Below are 24,573 nucleotides of genomic sequence, written 5' to 3'. Positions count from 1 at the left end.
TCATGTGCCGTGCACAGCGCGTCCCTGCACGTACACGCCGACGATGGCAGGTTCACGCATCGCCAGCAGCAGGGCGAACAGAGTCTGGTCTCGGGCCAGTTCGGCATCGTCGGCGCGAACACCGTGGTCGATCGCCGCCGCCAACTGAGGCCATGCGGACGGATCGACGACGACAAAATCTCCTTCCTTGCCGGTGTCGAAATTGCCGATACGGTTCTCCATGTCCAGGGCGCGCGCCCCTGCGAGAGTTCCGGTGAACAGCAGTTCCGCCGGGTGCAGCGACAACCCGTCGTCCCCGGCCTCGGAGATGTGCACCTTGAAGGCGTCGGCGAGCACCAGCGGTAGCAACCATTCGTCACCGCCGCCGAAGTCGGAGCCGATGGCGATGTTCACTCCCGCGGCGACGGTTCGCTTCCACGGCATCGTGCCCGAGCCCAGAAACTGTTGCGAGGTAGGACAGTGCGCGATGGAGGTGCCGGTCTCGGCCATCCGCTCCAGTTCGGCGTCCTGGCAGTGCACCGCGTGCGCCAGAATGGTTCGCCTGCCGAGAAAGCTCTTGCCCCCGACCTGCGAGCCCGGCAGAAACTTGCCGTCGTAGGTGTCGAGGTAGGTACCGACCCCGTAGGCATTCTTGGTGGCATCGATCTCCCCCGTGCCCGGCCGGTTGTTCTCGTTGAGGTGCGTGTGGAAGTAGACGCCACGTGTCCGTACCGAGTCGTAGAGCTCGCCGAGGTTCTTCAGCGTCTCGGTCGTCACCGAGAGCGAGAACCTCGGTACGACGGCCACGTGCAGCATCGCCGTGTCGACGTCGCCGGTATCGGCGGCATGCCACTTCTCGATCTCCTCGGACACCAGGCGGATGGCCTCGTCCTCACCGGTGATCAACGCCTGCGCCGACGCCGGGCCGGTGGTCTGCACACCGCGGCCACTGACGATGCGCAGTCCGTGCTCGTGCGTCTCGGAGAACAGTGAATCCTGCGCGTGCGGGAATGCCGACCCGAACACCATCGCCTGCGTGGTCCCGGCCCGGATGCGTGCGGCGCAGAAGTCCCTGGCCGCCGTCGCGGCGAACTCGGGATCGGCAAAGCGCGACTCGGACGGGAAGATGCACGTGTTCAGCCATTCGAGAAGCTGACCGCCGCCGTAGGAATCGCCGGCGTAGGTCTGCGGAAAGTGAATGTGAGTGTCGACGAATCCAGGCAGCAGAAACCCCGGTCGATGATCGGCAACCGCCAGGTCTGCGAATCGGCTTGGGAGAGAATCGAACTCACCGCAGAACTCGATGATGCCGTCGTCTCCGACGACAAGGGCACCGTCGGGAATCGACACCAGCGCGGTTGCGGCGTCCGTCACGGTGGGCGAGCCTGCAACGTGAAAGATGTGGCCGCGGTGCACGCGTGCGATATCGGAAGTCACCCGCCAGACTCAAGCACAGGTTCGTCGGTGCTGCAGAGCCTGCGAGTTCTACCCAGCTACCGAACCGGCGACGACGGAGTGTCTCGCGCCGAGCGATGCGTCGAGAACATCGGCCCACGTGCGGACGATTTCGACGCGTCGACGCGCATCGTCGGTGAGCACATCGGCAAGTCCCAAACCACGGGCGAGGTCGAGGGTCGCCTGCACCAGTCGGTGGGTCACGGGGTCGTTGTCGTCGACCCCGAGGTTCTCGACGGCCATCTGGTGGGCACGGCGACCGAACCGTTCTTCGAGGGGCACGATTCGATCGCGCAACTCGGGATCGGCGGAGGCGGCCGTCCACACCTGCAGAGCCGCTTTGAACATCGGGCCGGTGTAGTACTCGACGAGCCGCTCCACGACGAGCTTCGTCCGCCCCGGCCCCGGCGGAATGTCCTGTGCTTCGCGCCGCGCGTCGTCCATTCGAGTGTCGAACATGTACTCGAGGGCCCCGGTGATGAGGTCCTCACGCGTCGGGAAATGGTGTTGGGTCGCACCGCGCGAGACCCCGGCGCGCTCGGCGACGACACCGACCGTCGTTGCGACCCAGCCCTGCTCGGCGAGCGAGTCGATCGTCGCCTCGAGCAGTCGCTGGCGCGTCACCCTGCTGCGGTCCTGCTTGGGTTCGCGCGCCATCACCATCTCCCTGCTCCTTCTCGACCTACTTTTCGACCGCCCAGGACGGAGGTCTCTTCTCCAGAAAGGACATCATCCCCTCTCGGGCCTCGTCCGATGCAAACAACCTGGCCGATTGCTCGGCGACTGCCGTCCCTCGCTCGTCGATCTCGCGTCGGATCGCCGCGGTGGTGAGCTGTTTGGACTCGGCCAGGCCCTGCGGCGAACACTTCCGAAACATGATCATGTAGTCGGCCACCGCTGCCGCGGGAACGGCGTCGGCCAACGTGACCAGACCGATCGCCTCGGCGGTAGCACCGTCGAACGTCTCCCCGGTGAGGAAGTAGCGACTCGCCGCACGAGACGAAAGCCGCGGCAGCACAGCAACGGAGATGACCGATGCCGCCAGGCCGAGGCGAACCTCCGTCAGCGCGAACGAACTCTGGGGTCCGGCGACCGCAATATCGCAGGCCGCGACGAGCCCCATTCCACCTGCGCGCACATGCCCGTCGATCTGCACGACGACGGGTTTAGGGGTGTCGATGATCAACCGCATCAGGTCGAGCATCTGCCGGGTGCGCAGCTCCGGTGACGATCCGGCTTCTCGGAGGTCGGCTCCGGCACAGAACGTGGTGCCGGTGTGGCCGAGCACGATCGTTCTGACGTCGTCGTCGTGCGCCGCAGCGATGAGGCCCGCTGTCAGCTCCTCGACCAACACTGACGACAGCGCGTTTCGGTTCTGCGGCGAATCCAACGTCAAATACGCTGTGTCTTTGCCCGACTCGACGAGAACGGCCATCAGTAGCTCCTGGGCAGTCCGAGCGAGTGCTGGCTCACGAAGTTGAGGATCATCTCCCTGCTCACCGGAGCCACACGGGCGATACGGGCGGCCCCGAGCATCGCAGCCAATCCGTACTCGCTGCTCAAGCCGGCACCACCGTGGGTCTGGATCGCCTGATCGAGCGCCTTGATACTGGCCTCGGCGGCAGCGTACTTGGCCATGTTCGCAGCCTCGGCCGCACCGAAATCGTCGCCGGAGTCGTACAGCACCGCCGCTTTCTGCATCATCAGCTTGGCGAGCTCGAGCTCGATCTTGCACTGCGCCAACGGATGAGACAGACCCTGGTGCGCGCCGATCGGCGTCATCCAGACCGTGCGCTCCTTGGCGTACTTCACCGCTGCGTCGATGGCGTACCGGCCCATTCCGATGGCCATCGCGGCCCCGAGAATGCGTTCGGGGTTCAGGCCCGCGAACAGCTGCATCAGAGCGGCGTCGGCCTCACCGACGAGTGCCTCGGCGGGCAGCCGGACGTCGTCGAGGAACAGCACGAACTGGTGATCGGGCTCGACGATGTCCATCTCCATCTGCGTCTTCTGCAGTCCCGGAGCGTCGGTGGGCACGATGAACAGGGCCGGCTTGAGCTTGCCGGTCTTGGAATCCTCGGTCCGCGCGACGATGAGGACCGCATCGGCCTGGTCGACACCGGAGATGTAGATCTTGTTGCCCTTGAGAATCCACTCGTCGCCATCTCGGCGCGCGGTGGTGGTGATCTGATGCGAGTTGGATCCGGCGTCGGGCTCGGTGATCCCGAAGACCATGATCTTGGACCCGTCGGCGAGAGCGGTGAGCCACTCCTGCTTCTGATCTGCCGTGCCGTACTTGCCGATGATGGTGCCGCAGATCGCCGGGCTGACGACGACGAGCAACAGACCGGCACCGTGCGCGGCAAGCTCTTCCTGGACCAGCGCGAGCTCGTAGATCCCGGCACCGCCACCGCCGTATTCCTCGGGAAGATTGACGCCGAGGAACCCGAGCTTCCCCGCCTCGTTCCACAGTTCGGTCAGTGGCTCACCCTTGCGCGCTTTGGGCAGAACGTAGTCGATGTAGTTGTAGCGCTTGCCCAACGACGCGACTGCGTTGCGCAGCCCCTTCTGCTCTTCGGTCTCGATGAAACTCATGATTGCTCCGCTCCCTTTTCTGTGACCACGGCAAGAACAGCACCGACTTCGACTTGCTGACCTTCTGTGACGTTCAATTCGGTGAGCACACCATCTGCAGGTGCGGTCACTGTGTGTTCCATCTTCATCGCCTCGAGCCACAGGATCGGTTGACCCGCGGTGACGGTATCGCCCTGCGCAGCAGCGATTCTGATGACGCTGCCCGGCATCGGAGCCAGCAGCGACCCCGCAGCCACCTCGTCGGTGGGGTCGGTGAACCGCGGGGCCCGGACCAGACGGACCGGTCCGAGCGCAGAATCGACGAACACGTTCGACCCGTATCTGTGCACCTCGAAGATGCGCCTGATGCCACCGTCGTCGAGCGTCACCGATGTCGGTGTGTGCTCGACGAGTTCGACGCCGTCCAGCGAGACACCGTCCACCGAGGAGGCGAGGCCGCCGCGTCCGATCGAGTATTCGACCGTCCTGTCGTCGTAGGTCTTTCGCTGCGGCTGCGACCGGAGGTTGCGCCAGCCGCCGGGTAGTCCACGGTTCACACGTGCCTTCGCCGTGTTGTGCGCCGCGTCCGCGAGCGCTGCGGCGAGCGCCGACAGCTCCACGCCGCGACCCTGGGCGATCGGTAGCGACAGCACATCGAGGCCGTGGGTATCGAAGAAGGCGGTGTCGGTGTCGCCGGCCAGAAACGACGGGTGCCGCAGGATGTTGACCAGCAGATCTCGGTTGGTTTTCAGTCCATGAATAGTGGCTCGCTGCAACGCTTTCGCCAGCAGATTCGCCGCCTGGTCGCGCGTCGGTGCGAACGAGATGACCTTCGCGAGCATCGGGTCGTAATGCGTGCTCACCACACTGCCGGACTCGACGCCGGAATCGACTCTGATTCCGGCCCGGTCCAGCACCTCGAACTGCGCACCGGGAATCTCGAATCGATGCACGGCACCGCTCTGCGGCTGCCAGTCCTGAGCCGGATCCTCCGCGTAGAGGCGAACTTCGATGGAGTGGCCGCTCGTCGCCGGCTGCTCGGCGGGCAACCGCTCCCCCGCCGCCACCCGAATCTGCAGCGCCACCAGATCCAGACCCGTCGTGCATTCGGTGACCGGGTGCTCCACCTGCAGACGAGTGTTCATCTCCAGGAAGAAGAAGTTGCCCTTCTCGTCGGCGAGGAATTCGACGGTGCCCGCACCCTCGTAGCCGATGGCCTCGGTGGCGAGTGTTGCTGCATCGAAGAGTTTCTCGCGCATACCGTCGATGCGTTCGACGAGCGGTGACGGCGCTTCTTCGACGACCTTCTGGTGACGACGTTGGATCGAGCACTCACGCTCGCCCACTGTCCACACGGTGCCGAACCGGTCGGCCATGACCTGAACTTCGATGTGTCGGCCGGTCTCGATGTAGCGCTCGACGAACACCGTTCCGTCACCGAACGCCGACAGCGCTTCTCGCCCCGCAGCTTCGATTTCGGACTGCAGCGTGTCGAGGCTGCGCACGATCCGCATACCGCGACCACCGCCACCAGCGGAGGCTTTGATCAGCACCGGGAGTTCGTTCTCGGTGACGGACTCGGGATCGAGCTGCATCAGTACCGGCACTCCGGCGTCGGCCATCATCTTCTTGGACTCGACCTTCGAGCCCATCAGCTCGATGGCCTTGACCGGCGGCCCGATCCACGTCAAGCCGGCGTCGAGTACCTGTCGGGCGAATTCCGCGTTCTCGGAGAGGAATCCGTATCCCGGGTGCACAGCGTCGGCCCCGGCGTGTACCGCGGCGGCGATGACGAGGTCGCCACGAAGGTAGGTCTCCGACGAGCTGTTGCCGGGTAGGCGCACAGCGGAGTCCGCCTCGCGCACGTGCGGGGAGTTGGCGTCTGCGTCGGAGAACACCGCGACGGTGTCGATGCCTTCGGCGCGGCAGGTGGTGAAGACGCGGCGGGCAATTTCGCCGCGGTTGGCTACGAGGACGGACGATACTGTCATGGCTTCACATCCGGAAGACACCGAAGTTGGCGGTGCCTTCGATCGGGGCAGAGGCGATGGCCGACAGGCACATTCCCACTACCGTGCGGGTATCACGAGGATCGATGACGCCGTCGTCGTAGAGGCGTCCGGAGAGGAACATGGGCAGCGACTCGGCTTCGATCTGTGCCTCGATCATCGCGCGCATGCCGGCATCGGCCTCTGCGTCGAATGCCTGACCGCGGGCCTCGGCAGCGGCGCGTCCGACGATGGAGATGACACCGGCGAGTTGCGCGCCGCCCATGACGGCAGATTTGCTCGACGGCCAGGCGAACAGGAATCGCGGGTCGAAGGCGCGGCCGCACATGCCGTAGTGACCGGCACCGTAGGACGCACCGAGCAGGATCGAGATGTGCGGAACCGTCGAGTTGGAGACGGCGTTGATCATCATCGAGCCGTGCTTGATCATCCCGCCTTCCTCGTATTCCTTGCCGACCATGTACCCGGTGGTGTTGTGCAGGAACAACAGTGGCGTGTTCGACCGGTTGGCGAGCTGGATGAACTGCGTCGCCTTCTGCGATTCCTCGCTGAACAGCACACCGCGTGCATTGGCCAGGATGCCGATGGGATAGCCGTGCAGCTCGGCCCATCCGGTGACGAGCGAGCCGCCGTACATGGGCTTGAATTCGTCGAAATCGGAGCCGTCGACGATGCGGGCGATCACCTCGCGGGGGTCGAACGGGATCTTCAGGTCGGTAGTGACGATGCCGAGCAGATCCTCGGGGTCGGCCAGCGGCTCGATGATCTCGGCGCGCGGCTCCGGGCCCTTCTTCTTCCAGTTCAACCGGGAGACGATGCTGCGTCCGATACGGATGGCATCCTGTTCGTCGACGGCGAAATAGTCTGCGAGACCGGACTTTCGGGCATGCATCTCGGCCCCGCCGAGCGACTCGTCGTCGGAGTCCTCACCGGTGGCCATCTTCACCAGCGGCGGGCCGGCGAGGAACACTTTGGATTGTTCCTTGATCATGACCACGTGATCGGACATCCCGGGAATGTACGCGCCGCCGGCAGTGGAGTTACCGAACACCAACGCGATCGTGGGAATGCCCGCAGCCGACAGCTGCGTCAGATCGCGGAACATGCGTCCGCCGGGGATGAACACCTCCTTCTGGGTCGGCAGATCGGCACCGCCGGATTCGACCAGGGAGATCACCGGCAGTCGGTTCTGGGTCGCAATGTCGTTGCCGCGGAACCCCTTCTTGAGAGTCCACGGGTTGCTGGCTCCACCGCGGACCGTCGGATCGTTGGCGACGATGAGGCACTCGACTCCGCACACGACGCCGATGCCCATGACGGTGCTGGCCCCGACAGGAAAGTCGCTGCCCCAGGCTGCAAGTGGGCAGAGTTCGAGAAACGCGGAGTCCTCGTCGATCAACAGCTCGATACGCTCGCGGGCAAGTAGCTTGCCGCGCTTCTTGTGCCGCGCCACGTACTTTTCGCCGCCGCCGAGGAGAGCCTTGTCGTGTTCGGCGTCGATCTCGGCGAGTTTGGTGTTCATGGCCTCGGTGGCACCGGTGAACTGTTCCGATGCGGTGTCGAGGGTGGACTTCAGCACGCTCATGCCTGGTACCCCAATCGTTTTGCTGCCAGTCCGGTGAGGATTTCGGTGGTTCCGCCGCCGATACCGAGGATGCGCATGTCACGGTACTGACGCTCGACTTCGCTCTCGCGCATGTAGCCGAGTCCACCGAAGAGTTGTACCGCCTGATTGGCGACCCATTCTCCGGATTCGACGGCGGTGTTCTTCGCGAAGCAGACCTCGGCGATGAAGTCCTGGTTCTCCTGCAAGGACCGCTCGACGAGGGAACGGGTGTAGACGCGGGCGATGTCGATCTTGCGCGCCATCTCGGTGACGGTGTTCTGTACGGATTGCCGTGCGATGAGCGGCTTTCCGAACGTCTCCCGATCGCGGACCCACTGCAGAGTGAGATCGAGGCACCGTTGCGCGCTGGCGTAGGCCTGGGCCGCGAGTGCGATGCGCTCGGTGAGAAACGCCTGCGCGATCTGCGCGAAGCCACTGTTCTCGGCACCGACCAGGTTGCTCACCGGCACGCGAGCGTCGACGAACGAGAGCTCGGCGGTATCGGATGCGCGCCAGCCCATCTTGTCGAGCTTGCTGGTGACCTCGAACCCGGGTGTGCCCTTCTCGATGACGAGCAGCGAGACACCGGCCGCACCCTCGCCGCCGGTGCGGACCGCGGTGACGACAAAATCGGCTCGACACCCGGAGGTGATGTACGTCTTCGATCCGTTGACGACGTAGTGCTCGCCATCCCTGACAGCCTTCGTCCTGAGGTGGCCGACGTCGGAGCCGCCACCGGGCTCGGTGATCGCGAGCGATCCGATCTTCTCGCCGGCCAGCGTGGGCCGCACCCACTTCTCGATCTGGTCGGCGTCACCCGCGGCAACCAAGTGCGGCAACGCGATTCCGCTGGTGAACAGCGATGCGAACAGTCCGCCCGATGCACCGGCCTGATGCATCTCCTCGCAGATCACGACCGCGTCGGCCAGGTCTCCGCCGTCCCCGCCGACCTCCTCGGGAAAGCCGGCACCGATCAAACCGAGAGCTGCCGCCTTCTTGTGCAGATCGCGCGGGATCTCGCCGTCGGTCTCCCACTGATTCATGTGCGGCGCGATGTCCTGCTCGACGAAGCTACGGACGGTCTTGCGAAGCTGCTGACGCTCGGGCGTCGTCCAGATGCTCATCCGAGTTCTCCTTTGTAAGCAATCGTTTCGGGGATGTCGATGTGCCGCGACCGCAGCCATTCACCGAGCCCCTTGGCCTGTGGATCGAACCTGGCCTGCGATGCCACGCCTTGGCCGAGGATGCCCTCGATGACGAAGTTCACGGCCCGCAGATTCGGCAGCACGTGCCGGGTGACGGTGAGTTGCTCTGCCTCGGGCAACATCTCTTTCAGGGTCTCGACCGTCAATGCGTGGACGAGCCAGGAGAATTCGTCGTCGGTGCGGACCCAGACTCCGACGTTGGCGTTGCCGCCCTTGTCGCCGCTTCGGGCCGCGGCGACGGTTCCCAGTGGTAGTCGGATGGTCGCTTCGGCTGCTCTCGGTGCCGGGAGCGTCGGTTCATCGAGGGGTTCCAACGCCCGCGTGTCCGTCGACGGTGCGATGGCGCTTTCGGTGCCGTCGGCGAGATGCGCAACGTGCGGCACCTGGTTCGCGTCGACGAAACCTGCCGTGAACACTCCGTACGGCGCTCCATTTCCCGGCGGTGCGGTCACCGAGAATCCGGGGTAGCTCGCCAGTGCGAGTTCGACTGCAACCGCCGAGAACTGACGTCCGACGGCGTCGGGGTTGCTGTCGCGGGCCACGCAGCGCAGCAAGGCGCTGGCCGTCTCTTCCGTCTCGGCGTCCGGCTTGTCGGTACGCACCAGGGTCCAGTCCAATTCGGTCGGACGGGCCGTGAGCCAGGACTCGAATTGCCGTTGTGCCAGTGCCGCTTTGGCCTCGATGTCGAGGCCGGTGAGCACCATCGTGAATTCGTTGCGGAAGCCGCCGAGCGCATTGAGCGAGACCTTGTAGGTGGGCGGCGGCGCTTCGCCGGTCACGCCGGTGATGGACACCCGATCGCTGGACTCCTGCGCCAGGATCGCTGAATCGATCCGCGCGGTGACATCGGGGTTCGCGTAGCGGCCGCCGGTGATTTCGTACAGCAGCTGAGCGGTCACAGTGCCGACGCTGACAGCCCCACCGGTGCCCTCGTGCTTGGTGATGACGGACGAACCGTCGGACTCGATCTCGGCGATCGGGAAGCCCGGCCGAGACATGTCCGCGATCTCGGTGAAGAACGAGTAGTTCCCGCCCGTCGCCTGAGTTCCGCACTCGATGACATGTCCGGCGATCACGGCACCGGCCAGGGCGTCGTAGTCGGTCGGCGTCCAACCGAAGTGCGCCGCAGCGGGTCCCACGATCACGCTGGCATCGGTGACGCGCCCGGTGACCACGACGTCGGCACCGGAGTTCAAGCATTCCACGATGCCCCACGCGCCGAGGTAGGCATTTGCGGTCAGCGGGTTGCCGAGGCCTAGTTCGGCCGCCCTGCCGAGAAGGTCGTCGCCATCGACATACGCGATGTTGGCACCGGAGTCGAGCTTCTCCAGCGCCTCGGCCAAGCCACGTGGATTCAGACCACCGGCGTTGGCGACGATCTTGACACCCTTGTCGAGTGCCAGTCCCAGGCAATCCTCGGCCTGGCGCAGAAAGGTTTTGGCGTAGCCACGGGTCGCATCCTTCATCCGGTCGCGGCCGAGGATGAGCATCGTGAGCTCGGCGAGGTAATCGCCGGTGAGGTAGTCGAGTTCGCCGCCCTCGAGCATCTCGCGCATGGCCGAGAGGCGGTCTCCGTAGAAGCCCGAACAGTTGCCGATTCGTACGGTCATGCTTTCTCTCGTCCCGATCCTGGAGGGCCTGCGAAGGCTTGGGCGATGGTGAGCCAGTGCGCGGCGTCGGATCCCTCGGCAGTGACGTCGAGGGTGTCGCGATGAGCACGCTGGGTCACGAGGAGGCAGAAGTCGAGCGCCGATCCGCTCACGCGCTGCGCGGCGTCTTCGGGGCCCCAGGTCCATAGCTCACCCGAGGGCGCGCTGAGTTCGACGCGGAACTGTTCGATGGGAGGTGTCTGCTGATTGACCGCGTAGGCGAAATCCCTTGTACGGACTCCGATGTGCGCGACCCCGCGGATCCGGTCGGTGGGCACACGGGAGACGCCCAGTGCGTCGGCGACATCCTGGCCGTGGGCCCAGGTCTCCATCAGGCGCGCAGTGGCCATGGACGCCGCACTCATCGGGGGTCCGAACCAGTCGATCTTGGTTCCGGGCGGTACCTGCACCAGAGCATCGGTCATGGCGTGGCGTCGGGTACGCCAGATGGTCAGTAGTTCGGGATTGCGAGCTTCTTCCTCCGCAGCCTCGTCGACGAAACCGGTGGGGTTTTCCCACGCTTTCTTCAAAGTGAGAGCGAACTCCTCCTTGGCCGCGGCATCGCCCGATGCTGCGGACGTGGTTCGCTCCGCGACGTGATCCGTCCAGGACAGATGTGCGATCTGGTGTGCGATCGTCCAGCCCTCGGCCGGTGTCGGTGCCGCCCACAGCTCTGATGTCAGTTCGGCGACGAGCGCATCGAGGTCGTCGCCCTCGGCACGGAGGTCGCCGACGAGTGTGTCGAGGTCTGCCATGGGTCCAGCTTCACAAAGGCACGAGAAAAAAGCAAGCACGCTTGCTTGTTAATTCGTAACCTTACGTTCGCTTGCCGTCCCTACGGTGACGACTGTGAAAATGTCGAGACTCGCAGCCGTCACCGTTACCCTCGCTTTCATGGCCGCCGGTTGCTCCTCTGTGAATCCAACCGCTGCGGACCCGGCCCCCGAGGAACCGTCGAGCATTCGGGTCGCGACGTTCAATGCGAGCCTCAATCGATCAGCGGCCGGGCAGTTGGTGACCGACCTGCAGGGCGAGAATGCTCAGGCCCGCGCGGCGGCCGATGTGATCTCGGCGAACTCGCCGGATGTGTTGTTGGTCAACGAGTTCGATTACTCGGGTGACGATGCGGTGAGGCTCTTCAACGACAACTATCTGGACAAGCAGTACCCGTACTCCTTCACTGCGCCCGTGAACACCGGGGTCGACTCGGGACTCGACCTGGACAGGGACGGCGCGCTCGGCGGTCCGGGCGATGCCTGGGGATTCGGGCAATTCCCAGGTCAGTACGGCATGGTCGTGTACTCGAAGTATCCGATCGCGACCGATTCGGTACGCACGTTCCAGAACTTCCTGTGGAAGGACATGCCGGATTCCCTGCTGCCGCGCGACTATTACGGAGAGGTGTCCGACGCTCTGCGTCTGTCCAGCAAATCGCATTGGGACGTGCCGATCGACGTGAACGGCAAGACGCTGCACGTACTGGCCTCGCACCCCACTCCCCCGTCTTTCGATGGTCCCGAGAACCGCAACGGCAAACGCAACCACGACGAGATCCGGCTCAGTGCCGACTACATCTCGGGCGCGGATTACCTGTACGACGACAGAGGCGTGCGCGGCGGGTTGGAACAGGGTGCCTCGTTCGTGATGCTGGGTGACCAGAACAGCGATCCGGTCGACGGCGATTCGGTTGCGGGTGCCATCGCGCAGGTTCTCGATCTCCCACGGGTTCAGGATCCGGCCCCCATGTCCGATGGACATGGGACGGACACAGCCGATTTCGCAGATCCGACGCCGGGTGACCTTCGCGTGGACTACGTGCTGCCGTCGGACGATCTGACGGTGGTCGACTCTCAGGTGTACTGGCCGGACCAGCCGGAGCATCCCTCGGACCATCGACTGGTGTGGACCGATCTCGAAATATGATGTGTGAGTGACCGATCTACCGATTGTCGAATTCGCATACCCGGGTCCCTTGCGGGACGCCCTGGTTGCGGCCGTCCTGTCCGGTGCCAAGACCACGACGGCAAGTCTGGTGGTCCAGTACACCGACGAAGAGTTGCCGAAGGTCGGCCAACGCGGTGCGGTGATCGACTCGGCGGGCCGGACGGTGGGGATCATCGAGACCACTGCCGTCGATGTCGTTGCACTGAAGGTTGTTTCGCTGCAGCACGCCCTCGACGAGGGTGAAGGTTACGCCGATGTGGCGCAGTGGCGAGCCGGACACCAAAGATTCTGGCAATCGGCCGAGGTTCGCGAGGAACTGGGAGATCCGAACTTCACCGTGAACGACGACACTCGGGTGGTACTGGAGCGATTCACACTCGTGTGAGCGTGGCCCGCGGCCGTGCCGCTGCCATGATGACCAACGCATTTTCCGGAGTGTGGATCTCGAGTTCGACGGAATTCCATGGTCGAGTGTGCGGCCCGGCAACCGAGCCGGGTCGGATTTATGTGTAGGTCTCGACTATGGCGTCGAGCTGGTCGAGGACGCAGGTGAACCAGTCGACCGGGGATCGCGAAGAACTCGAGGACACCCAGAGCATCGATCCAGAATTCGGTCACTCCGCGAGATTCGCCGTGGGGATTGTGACGAACATGGGCATGCCGTACAGGCCACGAAACAGCTCGGGCGCGGTGGCGTCTGGGCCCGGAATCGGTACGGATCTCACCTCGAAGGCGGGGTAGTTCTCGTTCATGATCACCATCCTGAGGCCTGACGCGACGTCCGGGTCAAACAGCGTTGTCGGTGAGTGGGTGTATTGACACTTCATCTCCAAACCTTCTTCATTGCAACATGATTGGGGTTGACGGCTGGTTCACATCTCGGTACCATCGAACATACGTTCTATAGTTGGTCGGAACATCTGCCGGGGGGGCGAAGACACAGTGACCACACCTGCACGCAGTCGATTCGCGGCCTATCTCGGGCCGCAATCGAAGCCGTACATCGCGCCTGCTTCGTTGGCCGAGATGCGGGATGTCACGATTCTGGAGAACCAGGCGTGCGCTCGCAAGGTCGCTCTGGCCGCCGCCATCTGGGATACTTGCATTCATCAGAACGTGCTCGTCGGTGATGTCATTCAGGACGCGGGCAACTATGCGGCTTCCGAAATTGCGCACGTTCTGGGCTGCTCGAAGACCGTCGCGAACACGTACGCCGAGGTCGGGATGGACCTTCGGCTTCGACTTCCTTCCATCGCGGCCGCATTCGAGGCCGGCGAACTCGATTTGCCCCGAGTCCGTGCGATATACCGCTGTACCCACAATCTGACGCAGGACGCGGCGGCCGCCGTCGAAGGCGAGGTTCTGCGCGCTGCCCGACGCCTGCCGCCCGGTCCGCTCGCGACCGAAATCTGGTCGATCATGTACCGCATCGCACCCGAGCAAGCGGCCGCTTTACGCAACGACCTGGAACGGCATACCAACGTCACCTACACCGACAAGGACGTGCTCTCGACGCTCAAGGCCGATCTCACCGCCGCCGACGCCGCAGCTGCCTGGCAGTTGATCAACGAGATGGCCGCGACCGTGTGCCGACGTGATCCGCGTACCCGAGGACAGAAGCGTGCGGCCGCGTATGTGGCTCTGCTGCAGCAAGAGTCGTCGATGGAATGCATGTGCGAACCCGATGACGACAATCCGTGTACGGCCGATACCGCGCGGCCCGATCGACGCGCCCCACTGACCGTGATCACTGTCGATCTCGCCACTCTCGCCGGTCTGCTGTCCGATCCTGCCCACCTGGCCGGCCACGGCACCATCGATGCCGAGTACGCCCGCGAACTCGCCGACAACGCTCACTGGCAAATTCTTCTCACCGAGGCACGCAACCTTGCCGAGGCACTCGGTTACGGCGAAGACCTGGAGTCGCTCATCGACCTCGAGACCGACACTGGCACTGGCACTGACACTGACACTGACACTGACGACAAGGGTGCAGAAAGCAGGGCCGACAGCGGCAGCAGCAGGATGAACCACAGCGGATCGAGAGGTGACCAGAAGAAGTCCAGAGGATCGAAGGTACGCAAGACAAAGAACAGCAGGTCCGAGGGCAGCGGGTCACACATGATGTTTCATCCTCTGGGGCGCGGACGTCGCCGAGACGGCGCCGCAATTCCTTGCCCGCCCAGATCGCAGACTTCCGCGCCTCCACCACGGAACAGCTGTGTCGTCACTCCGTATCGGGGCACTTACACCTTTGTTGCAGAACTCGAAGCAGCAATCGCCGCCGATCCAACTCTTGGGCTCGCCCTGCACCCGGACGGTCACGGAGGTCTGCTGCTGCCGCCACCCGGAGCCCTCGTCTATCGGCCGACTGTCTCACTTGCAGAACGCATTCGATATCGCGACCGCACCTGTCGGCACCCGGGCTGCGATGTCGCGGCCCAGCAATGCGAGATCGACCACATCGTGCCGTACTTTCATCGCGATCCTGCGACCGGTGGCTGGACCATCGACACCAATCTGCATTGCCTGTGTCGCTATCACCACAGTCTCAAGACCATGGGGCTGTGGACACCGGTGATGCTCGCCGATGGTGTCGAGTTCTGGGTCTCGAATGCCGGCACCACAGCGATCACTGTTCCCGGCACCACGCAACTCGCAGACCTGAGCCATCTGCCCGCCGTCTATCGCAGGCCCAAAGGTCAAGCGATGCAGGCGGATACCTCGGGCTTTGGGATCGTTCAGCCGCAGCCCGCGCCAGTACCTACGTCAGCGTCCGACGGTGATCCTCCGCCCTTCTGATGGATCTCGGGTCAGTACGCAGAAGTTCCACCGCAGTCGAAGTGTCTGCGGTGGAACAACTGTGCCTGATCGGTGTCCGGGTGTCAGCCCGTGTAGGTACTGAGGTCGTACACCGTCGCGCTACCGACGGTGCTGGCGGTGAAGTTCGCCTCGACCCATTCCTGGATCTGCGAGGAAGTGCTCGTCGAGTCGCCGCCCATTCCCCCACGAGCCATGCCGCCACCCATTCCGCCCGACACGTAGTAGGCGACTTCGTGGTTGGAGACGTACTGGATGAATTCGTCGAGTGTCGGGGCAGGATCGCCGCTCCATCCACCGATCGCCATCACTGCCGTATCGGACGCCAACTCGTACCCCGCAGCCGACTGCGAACCGTTCACTGCAGCAGACCATGTCGTCGACGTGGACTCGAGGAGCGTCGTCAACTCTTCGTTGGACTCACCGCCCATGCCACCCATACCGCCCGTGCCACCAGCCGTGGCACCGTCACCGGTGCCGAAGCCGGCTGGAAGATCGGCCGCGTCGGCGGCAACGCCAGCCGCAGTACCATCCGGTGCTGAGCCACTTGGCATTGCACCACTGGGCATCTCACCGCTGGGCATTTCACCGCTGGGCATCTCACCGGCTCGTGTCTCACCAGGAGCACCACCACCCATTCCGCCGTCGGTGACTGCACCGGTCGGGCCCGCGGTGGGGATGGATCCACTGTGCGCATTCGTCGTCGTGGCGATCGCATAGGAAGCGCCACCGCCGAGACCGGCCACGGCTCCGAGGATCAACGCAGCGGCAGTGAGCTTTCGGTACCGCCCGGCGAGCAGAATCATCACGGCCGCAACGATGGTTCCCGCCAACAGAATCCATTTCAACGCCGGCAGCCAATCCGCGTTGCGGTGCAGCAGCACCCAACTCCAGGTGCCGGCCGCAATCATCATCGCCGCCATACCCGCTCTGCCCCAGATGGATTCGCGCCGAAGCCACAGTGCGTAGCCGCCGGTTCCGATCATGCCCGCAAGTGCAGGAGCGAGCGCGACCGTGTAGTACGGGTGGATCGTGCCGGACATGTAGCTGAAGATCAGCGCCGTCACCAAGAACCAACCGCCCCACAGAATCAGGGATGCACGCAGCAGGTCGGTCCGCGGCGCTCGACCACGAGCAATCAGACCGAAGACCAGCGCCACCAGAGCAGCAGGGATCAGCCACGAAATCTGGATTCCCATTTCACTGCCGAACAGGCGGTCCAGACCGGTCGACCCTCCGAAGCTCGATCCTGCTGCCCCCGCGCTCATTCCGGCTGGAGCCTCCATGCCGCCTCCACCGGTGTTACCGAAGATACGACCGAGCCCGTTGTAGCCGAGCACCAGATCCATCACGGTGTTGTCGGTGGACCCGCCGATGTACGGGCGCGCACTTTCCGGCCACAGCTGAACCGTCACCACCCACCAGCCGGCGGCAGCGATCAATGCCGCGAACGCACCGACCAGATGCAGCAGTCGTGCGCGCAATTGCGCCTGTCCGGCAACCAGATACGTGAGACCGAACGCCGGCAACACCAGCAGCCCCTGCAACATCTTCGTCAGGAACGCGAACCCGAGCGCCACGCCGGCGAAGGCCAGCCACATCGCGGCCCGTCGACCGGCCGATGTCTGCAGAGAGCGCACGACGAAGTATCCGCCGAGAGTCATGAGCAGCACCAGCAACGCGTCGGGATTGTCGAAATCGAACATCAGCGCGGCGGCAGGAACGGACGCCAGAGTGAAGCCGGCGAGCAGGCCGGCAGTGGGATTCGCGACCCGCTTGACCGAGGCATACACCGTCGCCACTGCGGCGACACCCATCAAGGCTTGCGGAAGCAGAAGACTGAAGCTCGAGAACCCGAACAGACGGGCCGACAGTCCCATCACCCACAGTGCGGCCGGTGGCTTGTCCACGGTGATGAAGTTCTCGGAATCGAGTGATCCGAAGAACCACGCCGTCCAGTCCTTGGTGCCTGCCTGCACCGCCGCGGCGTAGAACGTGTTCGCGTAACCACTTGCGGTCAGGTTCCACAAATACAGGGTTGCGGTGGCTGCGAGCAGAATCAGCAGCCCGAGCAGGTGCCGGCGGCGATACCACCACGTGTCCTGCCAGGACGGCTGGCGGGCGTGCGACGGGGGTATCGCGGCCGGTCGGTCGATTTGGGCAGTCATCGCAAATCCTGTTCGTCGAAGTTGTCGACTACGAGAGTGCGCGATGGACCGTCGGCCGGGCTGGGAGCAGCCTGCGAGGTTGCTGTGAACGCGTGAGCTCGGTCAGACGCGATCGGCGTACACGACGATGTTGTCGTCGTAGCTGGAGATGTCCGAGTCGAACTCGCCGCCACAGGTGATCAGGCGCAGACCGGCATGATCGATGTCGCCGTACACCTTGTCGGTGGGAAACGCGTCCTTCGGATACTGCTCGACCGCGCTGACAACGAAGCGGACAGTACCGCCATCCTGGTCCGTGACGGTGACGTCGTCACCTTGCGCGAGATCCCGGAGTCGATAGAAGACTCCCGGGCTACCGCCCCAATCCACGTGTCCGGCAAGGATCGACGGCCCCAACTGGCCCGGGATGGGCGACCCCGTGTACCAGCCTGCGGGAAATCCACCCGGCGGAACTTCCATCGAACCGTCCGAACGTAGACCGAGACCCATCACGTCGGAGTCGACGTCGATCGCTGGAATATCGATGCGCGCGGGAGACGACCCGGCCGCCGGTGAGTTTGCCTGCGCTGCAACCTCACCGGTAGCAGTATCGGGTGCCTGTGTGGACACGGCCGGCGACTGTGAAGTGCGTTCCGGCGACGCCGCGTCCGAGGGCGTTGCACAACCGGTAAGAAGCAACAGGAGCATGAAGCAGGCAGCGGCCACTGCCCGCACCGCGCCCCGGGAAGGGGTCGCGGTGCGAGCAGATTCAGCCGGAGGTGCGCACACCGTGGCTACGGATCTCACAGATCAGCGCCGACGGCGAGTCATCATCGTGACCGATACTGCCCCGACCGTGAACAGAGCGAGAAGAGTCCACATCGTCACGATCGACGAATCGGTCGACTGTCCGACGGTGCTGCCGTCACCGGTATCCACGCCACCATTGGGAATCTGCGTGATCTGCCCACCCGGGTTGTACGTACCCGGCTGATCCGGGCCACCAGGTGTGGTCGGCTGGTCGGGAACACCGGGCGTGTTCGGCTGATCGGGCACATTCGGCTGGTTCGGCACATTCGGCTGGTTCGGCACGTTCGGCTGGTTCGGCACGTTGGGCTGGTTCGGCACGTTGGGCTGGTTCGGCACGTTGGGCTGGTTCGGGACGTTCGGCTGGTTCGGCACGTTCGGGACACCGGGGATCGGCGGGATCGTGATGCCTGGGATCGGAGGCAGACCCGGAATCGGGGGCACTTCGATGACAATCGGCGGCGTACCGCCACCATCACCCGGAGTGCCCGGGGTGCCGCCACCGTCACCCGGGGTGCCCGGCGTACCGCCACCGTCACCCGGGGTGCCCGGGGTACCGCCACCATCACCCGGAGGCGTTGTGGTCACCGGCGGCGTAGTGGTCACCGGCGGCGTAGTGGTCACGGGAGGCGTCGTGGTCACCGGCGGAGTAGTTGTGACGGGAGGCTCCGTGGTTCCGCAACCCGGGTTGGTGATCGTGTTCGAGTCGAGGGTGACGGCACCATCCAGAGCCAGTAGTCGTCCCTGTACATCGGCATTCGTGGTCGCGGTGATCGACGCCCGCGCCATGATCGTGCCCACGAAATCGGTATTGGTACCGAGAGTGGCCGAGCTTCCGACCTGCCAGAACACGTTGCACGGGTTGGCTCCGTTGATCAGCGAGACACTGCTGTCGGATGCCGTGATCAGCGTCGATGCCGCTTGAAAGATGAAGACGGCATCCGATTTGCCCTGCGCATCGAGTGTCAGGGTTCCGGTGAGGCCGAGCGTGCCCGAGCCGTACAACCCTGCCAGCAGAGTCTGTCCGCCCAGTTCGACTCCGGTCGAGGTTGCTCCCGGCCGTCCGGCCGCGTCGTCGTATCCTGTGCTCAGGTCTGCTTTTGCCTGTGCTGCAACAGAATTGCGGTCGTTGATGACCCCACTGCTGAGCTCTCCCGGCGGGAATCCTGTGATGAACGGTTCGACGCCGACACCTGGACTCACTCCGACGTTTCCGCTGATTTTCGACGGTCCGGTGTTGGTGATCTTGGAGCCGGCGAGTACGGCGTAGCTCTCAGCGGTACCGAGCTCGACGGTGGTGGGCTGAGCGCCGGCTGCCGAAGCATTGACCAGCATGAGCGCACTGGTTGCCAGCGCGACGGTGCCGACGAGAGGAATCAACGCAGCGCCCTGGCGTCGGGATGTGGACAGCGCAGGACGGTGTTGCGGAGCGTACATGTTGTGTACCGATCTGATGGAGGAGGTTCGAGTGAGACTTGTTGCCGCACAGCGAATTATGGGCATCGATTCCCCCGACGAGAGTCGACTGTGAGATTCCGCGACGGTCGACGATGTTCACTGGATTTCACCAGGGGCGTCGAGGTCTCGCAGAGTCCGTAGATCGGTGGATCGCCGGCCGAATGTCTGCAACCGAGCGAATGAGATGGAAGACCAGCGGAGGCTCATGGCCCACTCCGCAACAAAGAGTTTCCCCGTATCTCTACGGTGTAGGACTACAGCACACCATGTGTATTCTGACGAGTCAAGCGAAAATGCCTGCAGGACAACAAGTTTGTTTTTGGTCTGATAACCTTCGATATACCGCTTATATCTGAATTCGGAAAGGTGGTGACGCTCGTTGTCACCCTCCAATCGCATGGGCCCAAACATCAAGGACAAGATCGACCGTGAATACGTCGTATCAGCCGCCCTGTCCATCATCGATGGCACCGGACTCGACAGCCTGACCATTCGCAGTCTGGCCGTGTCGATCGATCGCGACCCGATGACCATCTACCGTTACGTTCCGACCAAAGAGGCCCTGCTGGACGCGGTCGCCGATTCGATCCTCGGAGGCCTCGTAGCGGTCGACGAGACCGATACCGACTGGAGACGTCAGCTGACCATCTTCGCCCGGCATTACCGTGAGCTCGCCCTCGAACACCCGCGGGCGGCAGTTCTTCTGGCGACGCGGCCCCGGGCTACGCCTCTCGGACTGGGCACCACGAGGTCGTTGGTGTCACTCGAAGGCATCCTCGGTTTACTGGCCACTGGCGGTTTCACCGTCCCCGAAGCACTCTCGGCCTACCGGCTGCTGATGTCCTTACTACGCGGGCATGTGCTCAGCGAGACCCAGGAGACAACGGACCATCCAGACGAGACAGGGGACAGATTGAGCCTCGCGCTGCGCAGACTGCCGATCGGAGACTTTCCCATCATGTCCGTCATCCCCCCGCTCATCACGGAATACGACGGTGCCCACGAACTGAACCGTGGATTGGACGTCCTGTTCAACGGCCTGCGCCACATCCCGAACACCTGACTCCGACCCACGACGTCGCAGCTCCGGACCCGGCGAATGAGCGTAAGAGTCTGTGCGGCGTCTCAGGTGAAGTCGAGCAGGATCGCGATGCACGGACGAAGCGCTCCACCGGATCCGGTCGCTGCAGCGCACCGGTAGAGCCACCACGCCGCCGTCTCTGCATCCCGCCAGCCTTGTAGGTTCGCCGACCACCTGCTCGATGAACGCGATGGTGTCCGTGCCCATGAGGTCACCGCATCGGCAGTCAACGCATTTACAGCACAGGCCCGGTCTCGTTCGCCTTCTCTTCGTCTCGCTGCTGCTGCGCTGCAGCCAGCCCCGACATCGTGCGCAGCGGCACCTCTTTCAGGAAGAGCACCAGCACGAACCCGATGACCATCAGGATCGACACGGCCAGGAACACGTAGTCCATGGCATCCGAGAAGCCGATCCGGAACGGTTCGGCAAGTGCGGGTTCGAGCTTCTGAATGAACGAGCTGTCCTGCAGCGCACTCCCGGCGACCGAGGCGTCACCCGACGCAATGGCCCGGGCGAACCCGGATTCCAGTGGATCGGAACTGCTTGCCGCAGTCTGCACCGCTTGCTGGAAGGCCGGCGTCGAGCTCGCGGCGATCAGTGCATCGCCTGTCTTCGGGGTCAGCTGAGTGAAGAGCATCGACAGGAACACCGCCACACCAACCGTCGCACCGATCTGGCGGAAGAACGTTGCGGCAGAGGTCGATACACCCATGTCCTTGGGCGGCATCGCGTTCTGGATCGCGAGCGTCAGCGGCTGCATCATCGAACCGAGACCGAGACCGAACACGCCCATCACGACCATGGTCTGCCACAGCGGAGTATCGGCGTGTACGTAGTGGAACGTGAACATCGCGATCGCCATCAACGCGGTGCCGATGATCGGAAAGATCTTGTAGCGCCCCGTCTTCGAGATCATGCGACCCGAGACGATCGACGCGATCATCAGTGCACCCACGAGCGGCAGGGTTTGGTAGCCGGCCAGAGTGGGCGAGGATCCCTTGACCACCTGCAGGTACTGCGGTAGCAGAGAAATGCCACCGAACATTGCGGCACCGGCAATGACGCTGACGGCAATACACAACGAGAACAACGGGTTTCGGAAGAACCGCATGGGGATCAGGGCGTCGTCGCCCATCTTGATCTCGGCGAGCACGAACGCGATGACGCCGACGATGCCGATTCCGAAGCACAGCAACGCTCGCGGCGAGCTCCAGCCCCACACACGACCCTGCTCGGCGATGATGAGCAGCGGCACCAGCCCGACGCTGAGCAGAACTGCGCCCCACCAGTCGACGCGCGCTTCGCGTCGGTACACCGGCAGGTTCAGCACTCGCCACACCACCACGAGTGCGATGATGCCCAGCGGCACGTTGATGTAGAAAACCCAACGCCAACCGGTGATTCCGAGGATCGACGACTGCCCTGCGAGCAGCCCACCGATGACCGGCCCGAGCACACTCGAGGTACCGAAGACGGCCAGGAAGTAGCCCTGGTACTTGGCTCGCTCACGCGGCGGTACGATATCGCCGATGATGGCCAGCGCCATCGACATCAGACCACCCGCACCCAGGCCCTGGATCGCGCGGAAGGCGGCGAGCTCGTACATCGACGTCGCGATGCCGCACAGCATGGACCCGACGACGAAGATCGAAATGGCCGTCATGAAGAACGGCTTGCGCCCGTACAGATCGGAGAGCTTGCCGTAGAGCGGGGTCGAGACCGTCGAGGTGATGAGGTAGGCCGTTGTCACCCAGGCCAGAACCGAGAACCCGTTGAGATCGTCGGCGATGGTGCGCACAGACGTCGACACGATGGTCTGGTCGAGGGCAGCGAGGAACATGCCCATCATCAGGCCCGACAGAATGGTCATGATCTCGCGGTGCGAATACTCGCCGCTCGCGGGAGTCACTTCTCGCTCGGTTACCATCTCTTTAGTGCACCTTTACGTAGCGTTTGCTTGTGTCCTACAACGATATTCGGACCACCAGCATGCTCGCAGAAAGCTGTCTAAGCAAAGGTTTATTTGCGACGAATCCGGTCTCGCACCTCACGCATCGTGTGGGGATGAATTCCCTCCGCCGCGAGCACTCGTCTGGTCTTGCGGCGCGTCAGCAGAACTCCGGTGATCGCGACGATCCACACCGGGAACTGCACGAGCAAGGCAACCCGGAAACCGTCGAACGTGTAGCCGCCCATCGCGTCGAGAATCCAACCGATCCCCGCTATCACCAACAGCGACGCCAGGAACCCGCCGATGTTCACCATCCCCTGAGCCGTCCCCAGATTTGCGCTCGGATTGAACGTGCGGGCGAGGTCGAAACCGATCACCGAACCGGGACCGCCCACCGAGATCACCACCACCAGCAGCACCAGCAACCACAGCGGCGCAGGCCCGGGAAGAGACAGCACGATGGCCCACATCGTGGCGTTGCTGATCATGATCGCCAGCACCAGCCACGACCGTCGCATCGGGTAACGACCGGTAAGGAGACCGACCACGATGCCCGACACCACCGCGGCCGCAACCGACACCGTCAGCAACGCTCCGGCCGTCGACGCCGACAGGCCCTGCGCCGACGTCAGATACGGCACACCCCACAGCAACGCGAACACCGTGATCGAGAACTGGGTGCCCATGTGGGAGAAGAAGCCGAGCCGGGTGCCGGGGCGTCGCCACACCTGCGCGATGGCCGCGATGGTCTGTCGCAATGACGTGGGCTCGGTATCGAGAGTGCTGCTGTCATCGGGACGATCTCGAACCAGCGCGATCACGAGCACAACAGCAAGCAGCCCCAATGCCGCCGCGCTGCCGAATGCGAACGTCCAACCCGGCCCGTTCAACAGAATCAGGAACGGGACCGCCGAGAGCACCTGACCGAGTTGGCCGAGCAGACCCGTCAGCTGCGAGACGATCGGCACCCGCCGCGGGGAAAACCAGCGCGGCACCAACCGCAAGACCGAGATGAAGGTGAGAGCGTCGCCCACGCCGACGAACGCGCGAGCGGCCACCGCGACCGGGAGCGACTCGGTGAGTGCGAGGGTGATCTGCGCGGACGCCATGATCAGCGCGCCCGCGGCGATCATCCTGCGCGAACCGATCCGATCCAACAGCACGCCGGCCGGGATCTGCATCGCCGCATACACGATCACCTGCAACACCACGAACGACGACAGCAGAGACGGCGACACCGAGAACCGATCCGCAGCACTGAGACCAGCGACTCCGAACGACGTGCGATGCAGCACCCCGATGATGTAGGCGAAGACACCGACGCCCCACACCACCCACACGGTTCTCCCTGTAGTCACGAGACGATTGTGTCAACCACGCTGTGGAATGATCAGACCCGGTAGTTCGTAGAGCAAGAAAGTGAGTGACGTCATGGCCAAGCAGCTGTTGGTGCTCAACGGTCCGAATCTCAACATGCTCGGCACCCGGCAGCCCGAGGTGTACGGCCACGCCACCCTCGCCGATGTCGTCGCCCTGTGCGAGAAGACCGCAGCCGACCTCGGACTCACCGTGAAAGCAGAGCAGTCCAACCACGAGGGTCAGATCATCGACTGGATCCACGAGGCCCGCGGGGTGGCGTCGGGCATCGTCATCAACCCTGGTGGACTGACGCACACCTCGGTGGCGCTGCGCGACGCACTCGTCATCCCGGAGGTCCCGATCATCGAGGTGCACATTTCCAACGTGCACGCCCGTGAGGAGTTTCGACACCACTCCTTCGTGTCGCCTATCGCCAGTGGCGTCATCGCCGGACTCGGCATCGACGGATACCGCTTCGCCATCGAACGACTGGCTGCTCTCATCTGACACTCAGGTTGTCCTGCCTAAA

20 protein-coding genes are annotated in these 24,573 nt (G+C 63.9%); 5 read left to right on the top strand and 15 right to left on the bottom strand.

Going from position 1 to position 24,573, the window contains the following annotated elements; genetic code table 11:
- The 9 genes from BH93_RS07660 to BH93_RS07620 are packed head-to-tail and all read right to left on the bottom strand — an operon-like array spanning position 1 to position 11,232.
- Positions 1-1,404, bottom strand: a complete 1,404-nt coding sequence (locus tag BH93_RS07660) for an amidohydrolase family protein (RefSeq protein WP_052064896.1) — start codon at positions 1,402-1,404, stop codon at positions 1-3.
- A 60-nt stretch (positions 1,405-1,464) separates the two neighbouring features.
- The gene (locus BH93_RS07655; RefSeq protein ID WP_032380839.1) at positions 1,465-2,091 is read right to left on the bottom strand and encodes a TetR/AcrR family transcriptional regulator; all 627 of its coding nucleotides are present in this window, start codon (positions 2,089-2,091) and stop codon (positions 1,465-1,467) included.
- A 25-nt stretch (positions 2,092-2,116) separates the two neighbouring features.
- Positions 2,117-2,869, bottom strand: coding sequence for an enoyl-CoA hydratase family protein (locus BH93_RS07650; RefSeq protein WP_037171671.1), 753 nt, complete (start codon positions 2,867-2,869; stop codon positions 2,117-2,119).
- Positions 2,869-4,029, bottom strand: coding sequence for an acyl-CoA dehydrogenase family protein (locus tag BH93_RS07645; RefSeq protein WP_037171673.1), 1,161 nt, complete (start codon positions 4,027-4,029; stop codon positions 2,869-2,871). The genes BH93_RS07650 and BH93_RS07645 overlap by 1 nt, the downstream gene beginning before the upstream one ends.
- A complete protein-coding gene (locus tag BH93_RS07640) occupies positions 4,026-5,999 on the bottom strand; it encodes an acetyl/propionyl/methylcrotonyl-CoA carboxylase subunit alpha (protein ID WP_037171675.1) in 1,974 nt (657 codons plus the stop codon). The genes BH93_RS07645 and BH93_RS07640 overlap by 4 nt, the downstream gene beginning before the upstream one ends.
- Positions 6,000-6,003: 4 nt before the next feature.
- Entirely contained in the window at positions 6,004-7,602 is a 1,599-nt protein-coding gene (locus BH93_RS07635) for an acyl-CoA carboxylase subunit beta (RefSeq protein WP_037171677.1), read from the bottom strand.
- Positions 7,599-8,747 (bottom strand): acyl-CoA dehydrogenase family protein, encoded by a 1,149-nt coding sequence (locus tag BH93_RS07630; protein WP_037171680.1) that lies wholly within the window; start codon positions 8,745-8,747, stop codon positions 7,599-7,601. Before BH93_RS07630 ends, BH93_RS07635 begins: the two co-directional genes overlap by 4 nt.
- Positions 8,744-10,438, bottom strand: coding sequence for an acyclic terpene utilization AtuA family protein (locus BH93_RS07625; RefSeq protein ID WP_037171682.1), 1,695 nt, complete (start codon positions 10,436-10,438; stop codon positions 8,744-8,746). The genes BH93_RS07630 and BH93_RS07625 overlap by 4 nt, the downstream gene beginning before the upstream one ends.
- On the bottom strand, positions 10,435-11,232 hold the full coding sequence (locus BH93_RS07620; protein WP_037171683.1) for a TIGR03084 family metal-binding protein: 798 nt from the start codon (positions 11,230-11,232) through the stop codon (positions 10,435-10,437). Before BH93_RS07620 ends, BH93_RS07625 begins: the two co-directional genes overlap by 4 nt.
- A gap of 100 nt (positions 11,233-11,332) precedes the next feature.
- Here BH93_RS07620 and BH93_RS07615 point away from each other — a divergent pair, with 100 nt between their 5' ends.
- Positions 11,333-12,400, top strand: coding sequence for an endonuclease/exonuclease/phosphatase family protein (locus BH93_RS07615; RefSeq protein ID WP_155290883.1), 1,068 nt, complete (start codon positions 11,333-11,335; stop codon positions 12,398-12,400).
- Positions 12,401-12,407: 7 nt separating this feature from the next.
- Complete coding sequence (locus tag BH93_RS07610; protein ID WP_037171684.1) at positions 12,408-12,806, top strand: ASCH domain-containing protein; 399 nt, start codon at positions 12,408-12,410, stop codon at positions 12,804-12,806.
- A gap of 229 nt (positions 12,807-13,035) precedes the next feature.
- On the opposite strand, the gene BH93_RS07605 is transcribed toward BH93_RS07610, so the two are convergent.
- Positions 13,036-13,173, bottom strand: coding sequence for a hypothetical protein (locus tag BH93_RS07605; protein ID WP_155290852.1), 138 nt, complete (start codon positions 13,171-13,173; stop codon positions 13,036-13,038).
- Between the two features lie 190 nt (positions 13,174-13,363).
- On the opposite strand from BH93_RS07605, the gene BH93_RS07600 reads away from it, so the two are divergent.
- Positions 13,364-15,223, top strand: a complete 1,860-nt coding sequence (locus tag BH93_RS07600) for an HNH endonuclease signature motif containing protein (RefSeq protein WP_037171685.1) — start codon at positions 13,364-13,366, stop codon at positions 15,221-15,223.
- An 83-nt stretch (positions 15,224-15,306) separates the two neighbouring features.
- On the opposite strand, the gene BH93_RS07595 is transcribed toward BH93_RS07600, so the two are convergent.
- The 3 genes from BH93_RS07595 to BH93_RS07585 form a co-directional block, all read right to left on the bottom strand.
- Complete coding sequence (locus BH93_RS07595; protein WP_197914567.1) at positions 15,307-17,409, bottom strand: glycosyltransferase family 39 protein; 2,103 nt, start codon at positions 17,407-17,409, stop codon at positions 15,307-15,309.
- 102 nt (positions 17,410-17,511) lie between these two features.
- The gene (locus BH93_RS07590) at positions 17,512-18,018 is read right to left on the bottom strand and encodes a class F sortase (RefSeq protein WP_052064841.1); all 507 of its coding nucleotides are present in this window, start codon (positions 18,016-18,018) and stop codon (positions 17,512-17,514) included.
- Positions 18,019-18,198: 180 nt separating this feature from the next.
- Positions 18,199-19,632 carry an ice-binding family protein gene (locus BH93_RS07585; protein ID WP_052064842.1) on the bottom strand — a complete coding sequence of 478 codons (1,434 nt, stop codon included), beginning with the start codon at positions 19,630-19,632 and terminating at the stop codon, positions 18,199-18,201.
- Positions 19,633-20,050: 418 nt separating this feature from the next.
- On the opposite strand from BH93_RS07585, the gene BH93_RS07580 reads away from it, so the two are divergent.
- On the top strand, positions 20,051-20,716 hold the full coding sequence (locus tag BH93_RS07580; RefSeq protein ID WP_037171688.1) for a TetR/AcrR family transcriptional regulator C-terminal domain-containing protein: 666 nt from the start codon (positions 20,051-20,053) through the stop codon (positions 20,714-20,716).
- Between the two features lie 253 nt (positions 20,717-20,969).
- Here the strand turns inward: BH93_RS07580 and BH93_RS07575 are convergent, their stop codons facing one another.
- A complete protein-coding gene (locus BH93_RS07575) occupies positions 20,970-22,661 on the bottom strand; it encodes an MDR family MFS transporter (RefSeq protein WP_032380493.1) in 1,692 nt (563 codons plus the stop codon).
- A gap of 92 nt (positions 22,662-22,753) precedes the next feature.
- Positions 22,754-24,025, bottom strand: coding sequence for an MFS transporter (locus tag BH93_RS07570; RefSeq protein WP_037171689.1), 1,272 nt, complete (start codon positions 24,023-24,025; stop codon positions 22,754-22,756).
- A gap of 91 nt (positions 24,026-24,116) precedes the next feature.
- On the opposite strand from BH93_RS07570, the gene aroQ reads away from it, so the two are divergent.
- Positions 24,117-24,551 (top strand): type II 3-dehydroquinate dehydratase, encoded by a 435-nt coding sequence (gene aroQ / locus BH93_RS07565; RefSeq protein ID WP_170944754.1) that lies wholly within the window; start codon positions 24,117-24,119, stop codon positions 24,549-24,551.
- Positions 24,552-24,573 lie beyond the last annotated feature (22 nt).

The organism is Rhodococcoides fascians A25f (genome assembly GCF_000760935.2).
GTDB lineage: Bacteria > Actinomycetota > Actinomycetes > Mycobacteriales > Mycobacteriaceae > Rhodococcoides.
This window is presented reverse-complemented; position numbering and strand designations above follow the sequence as displayed.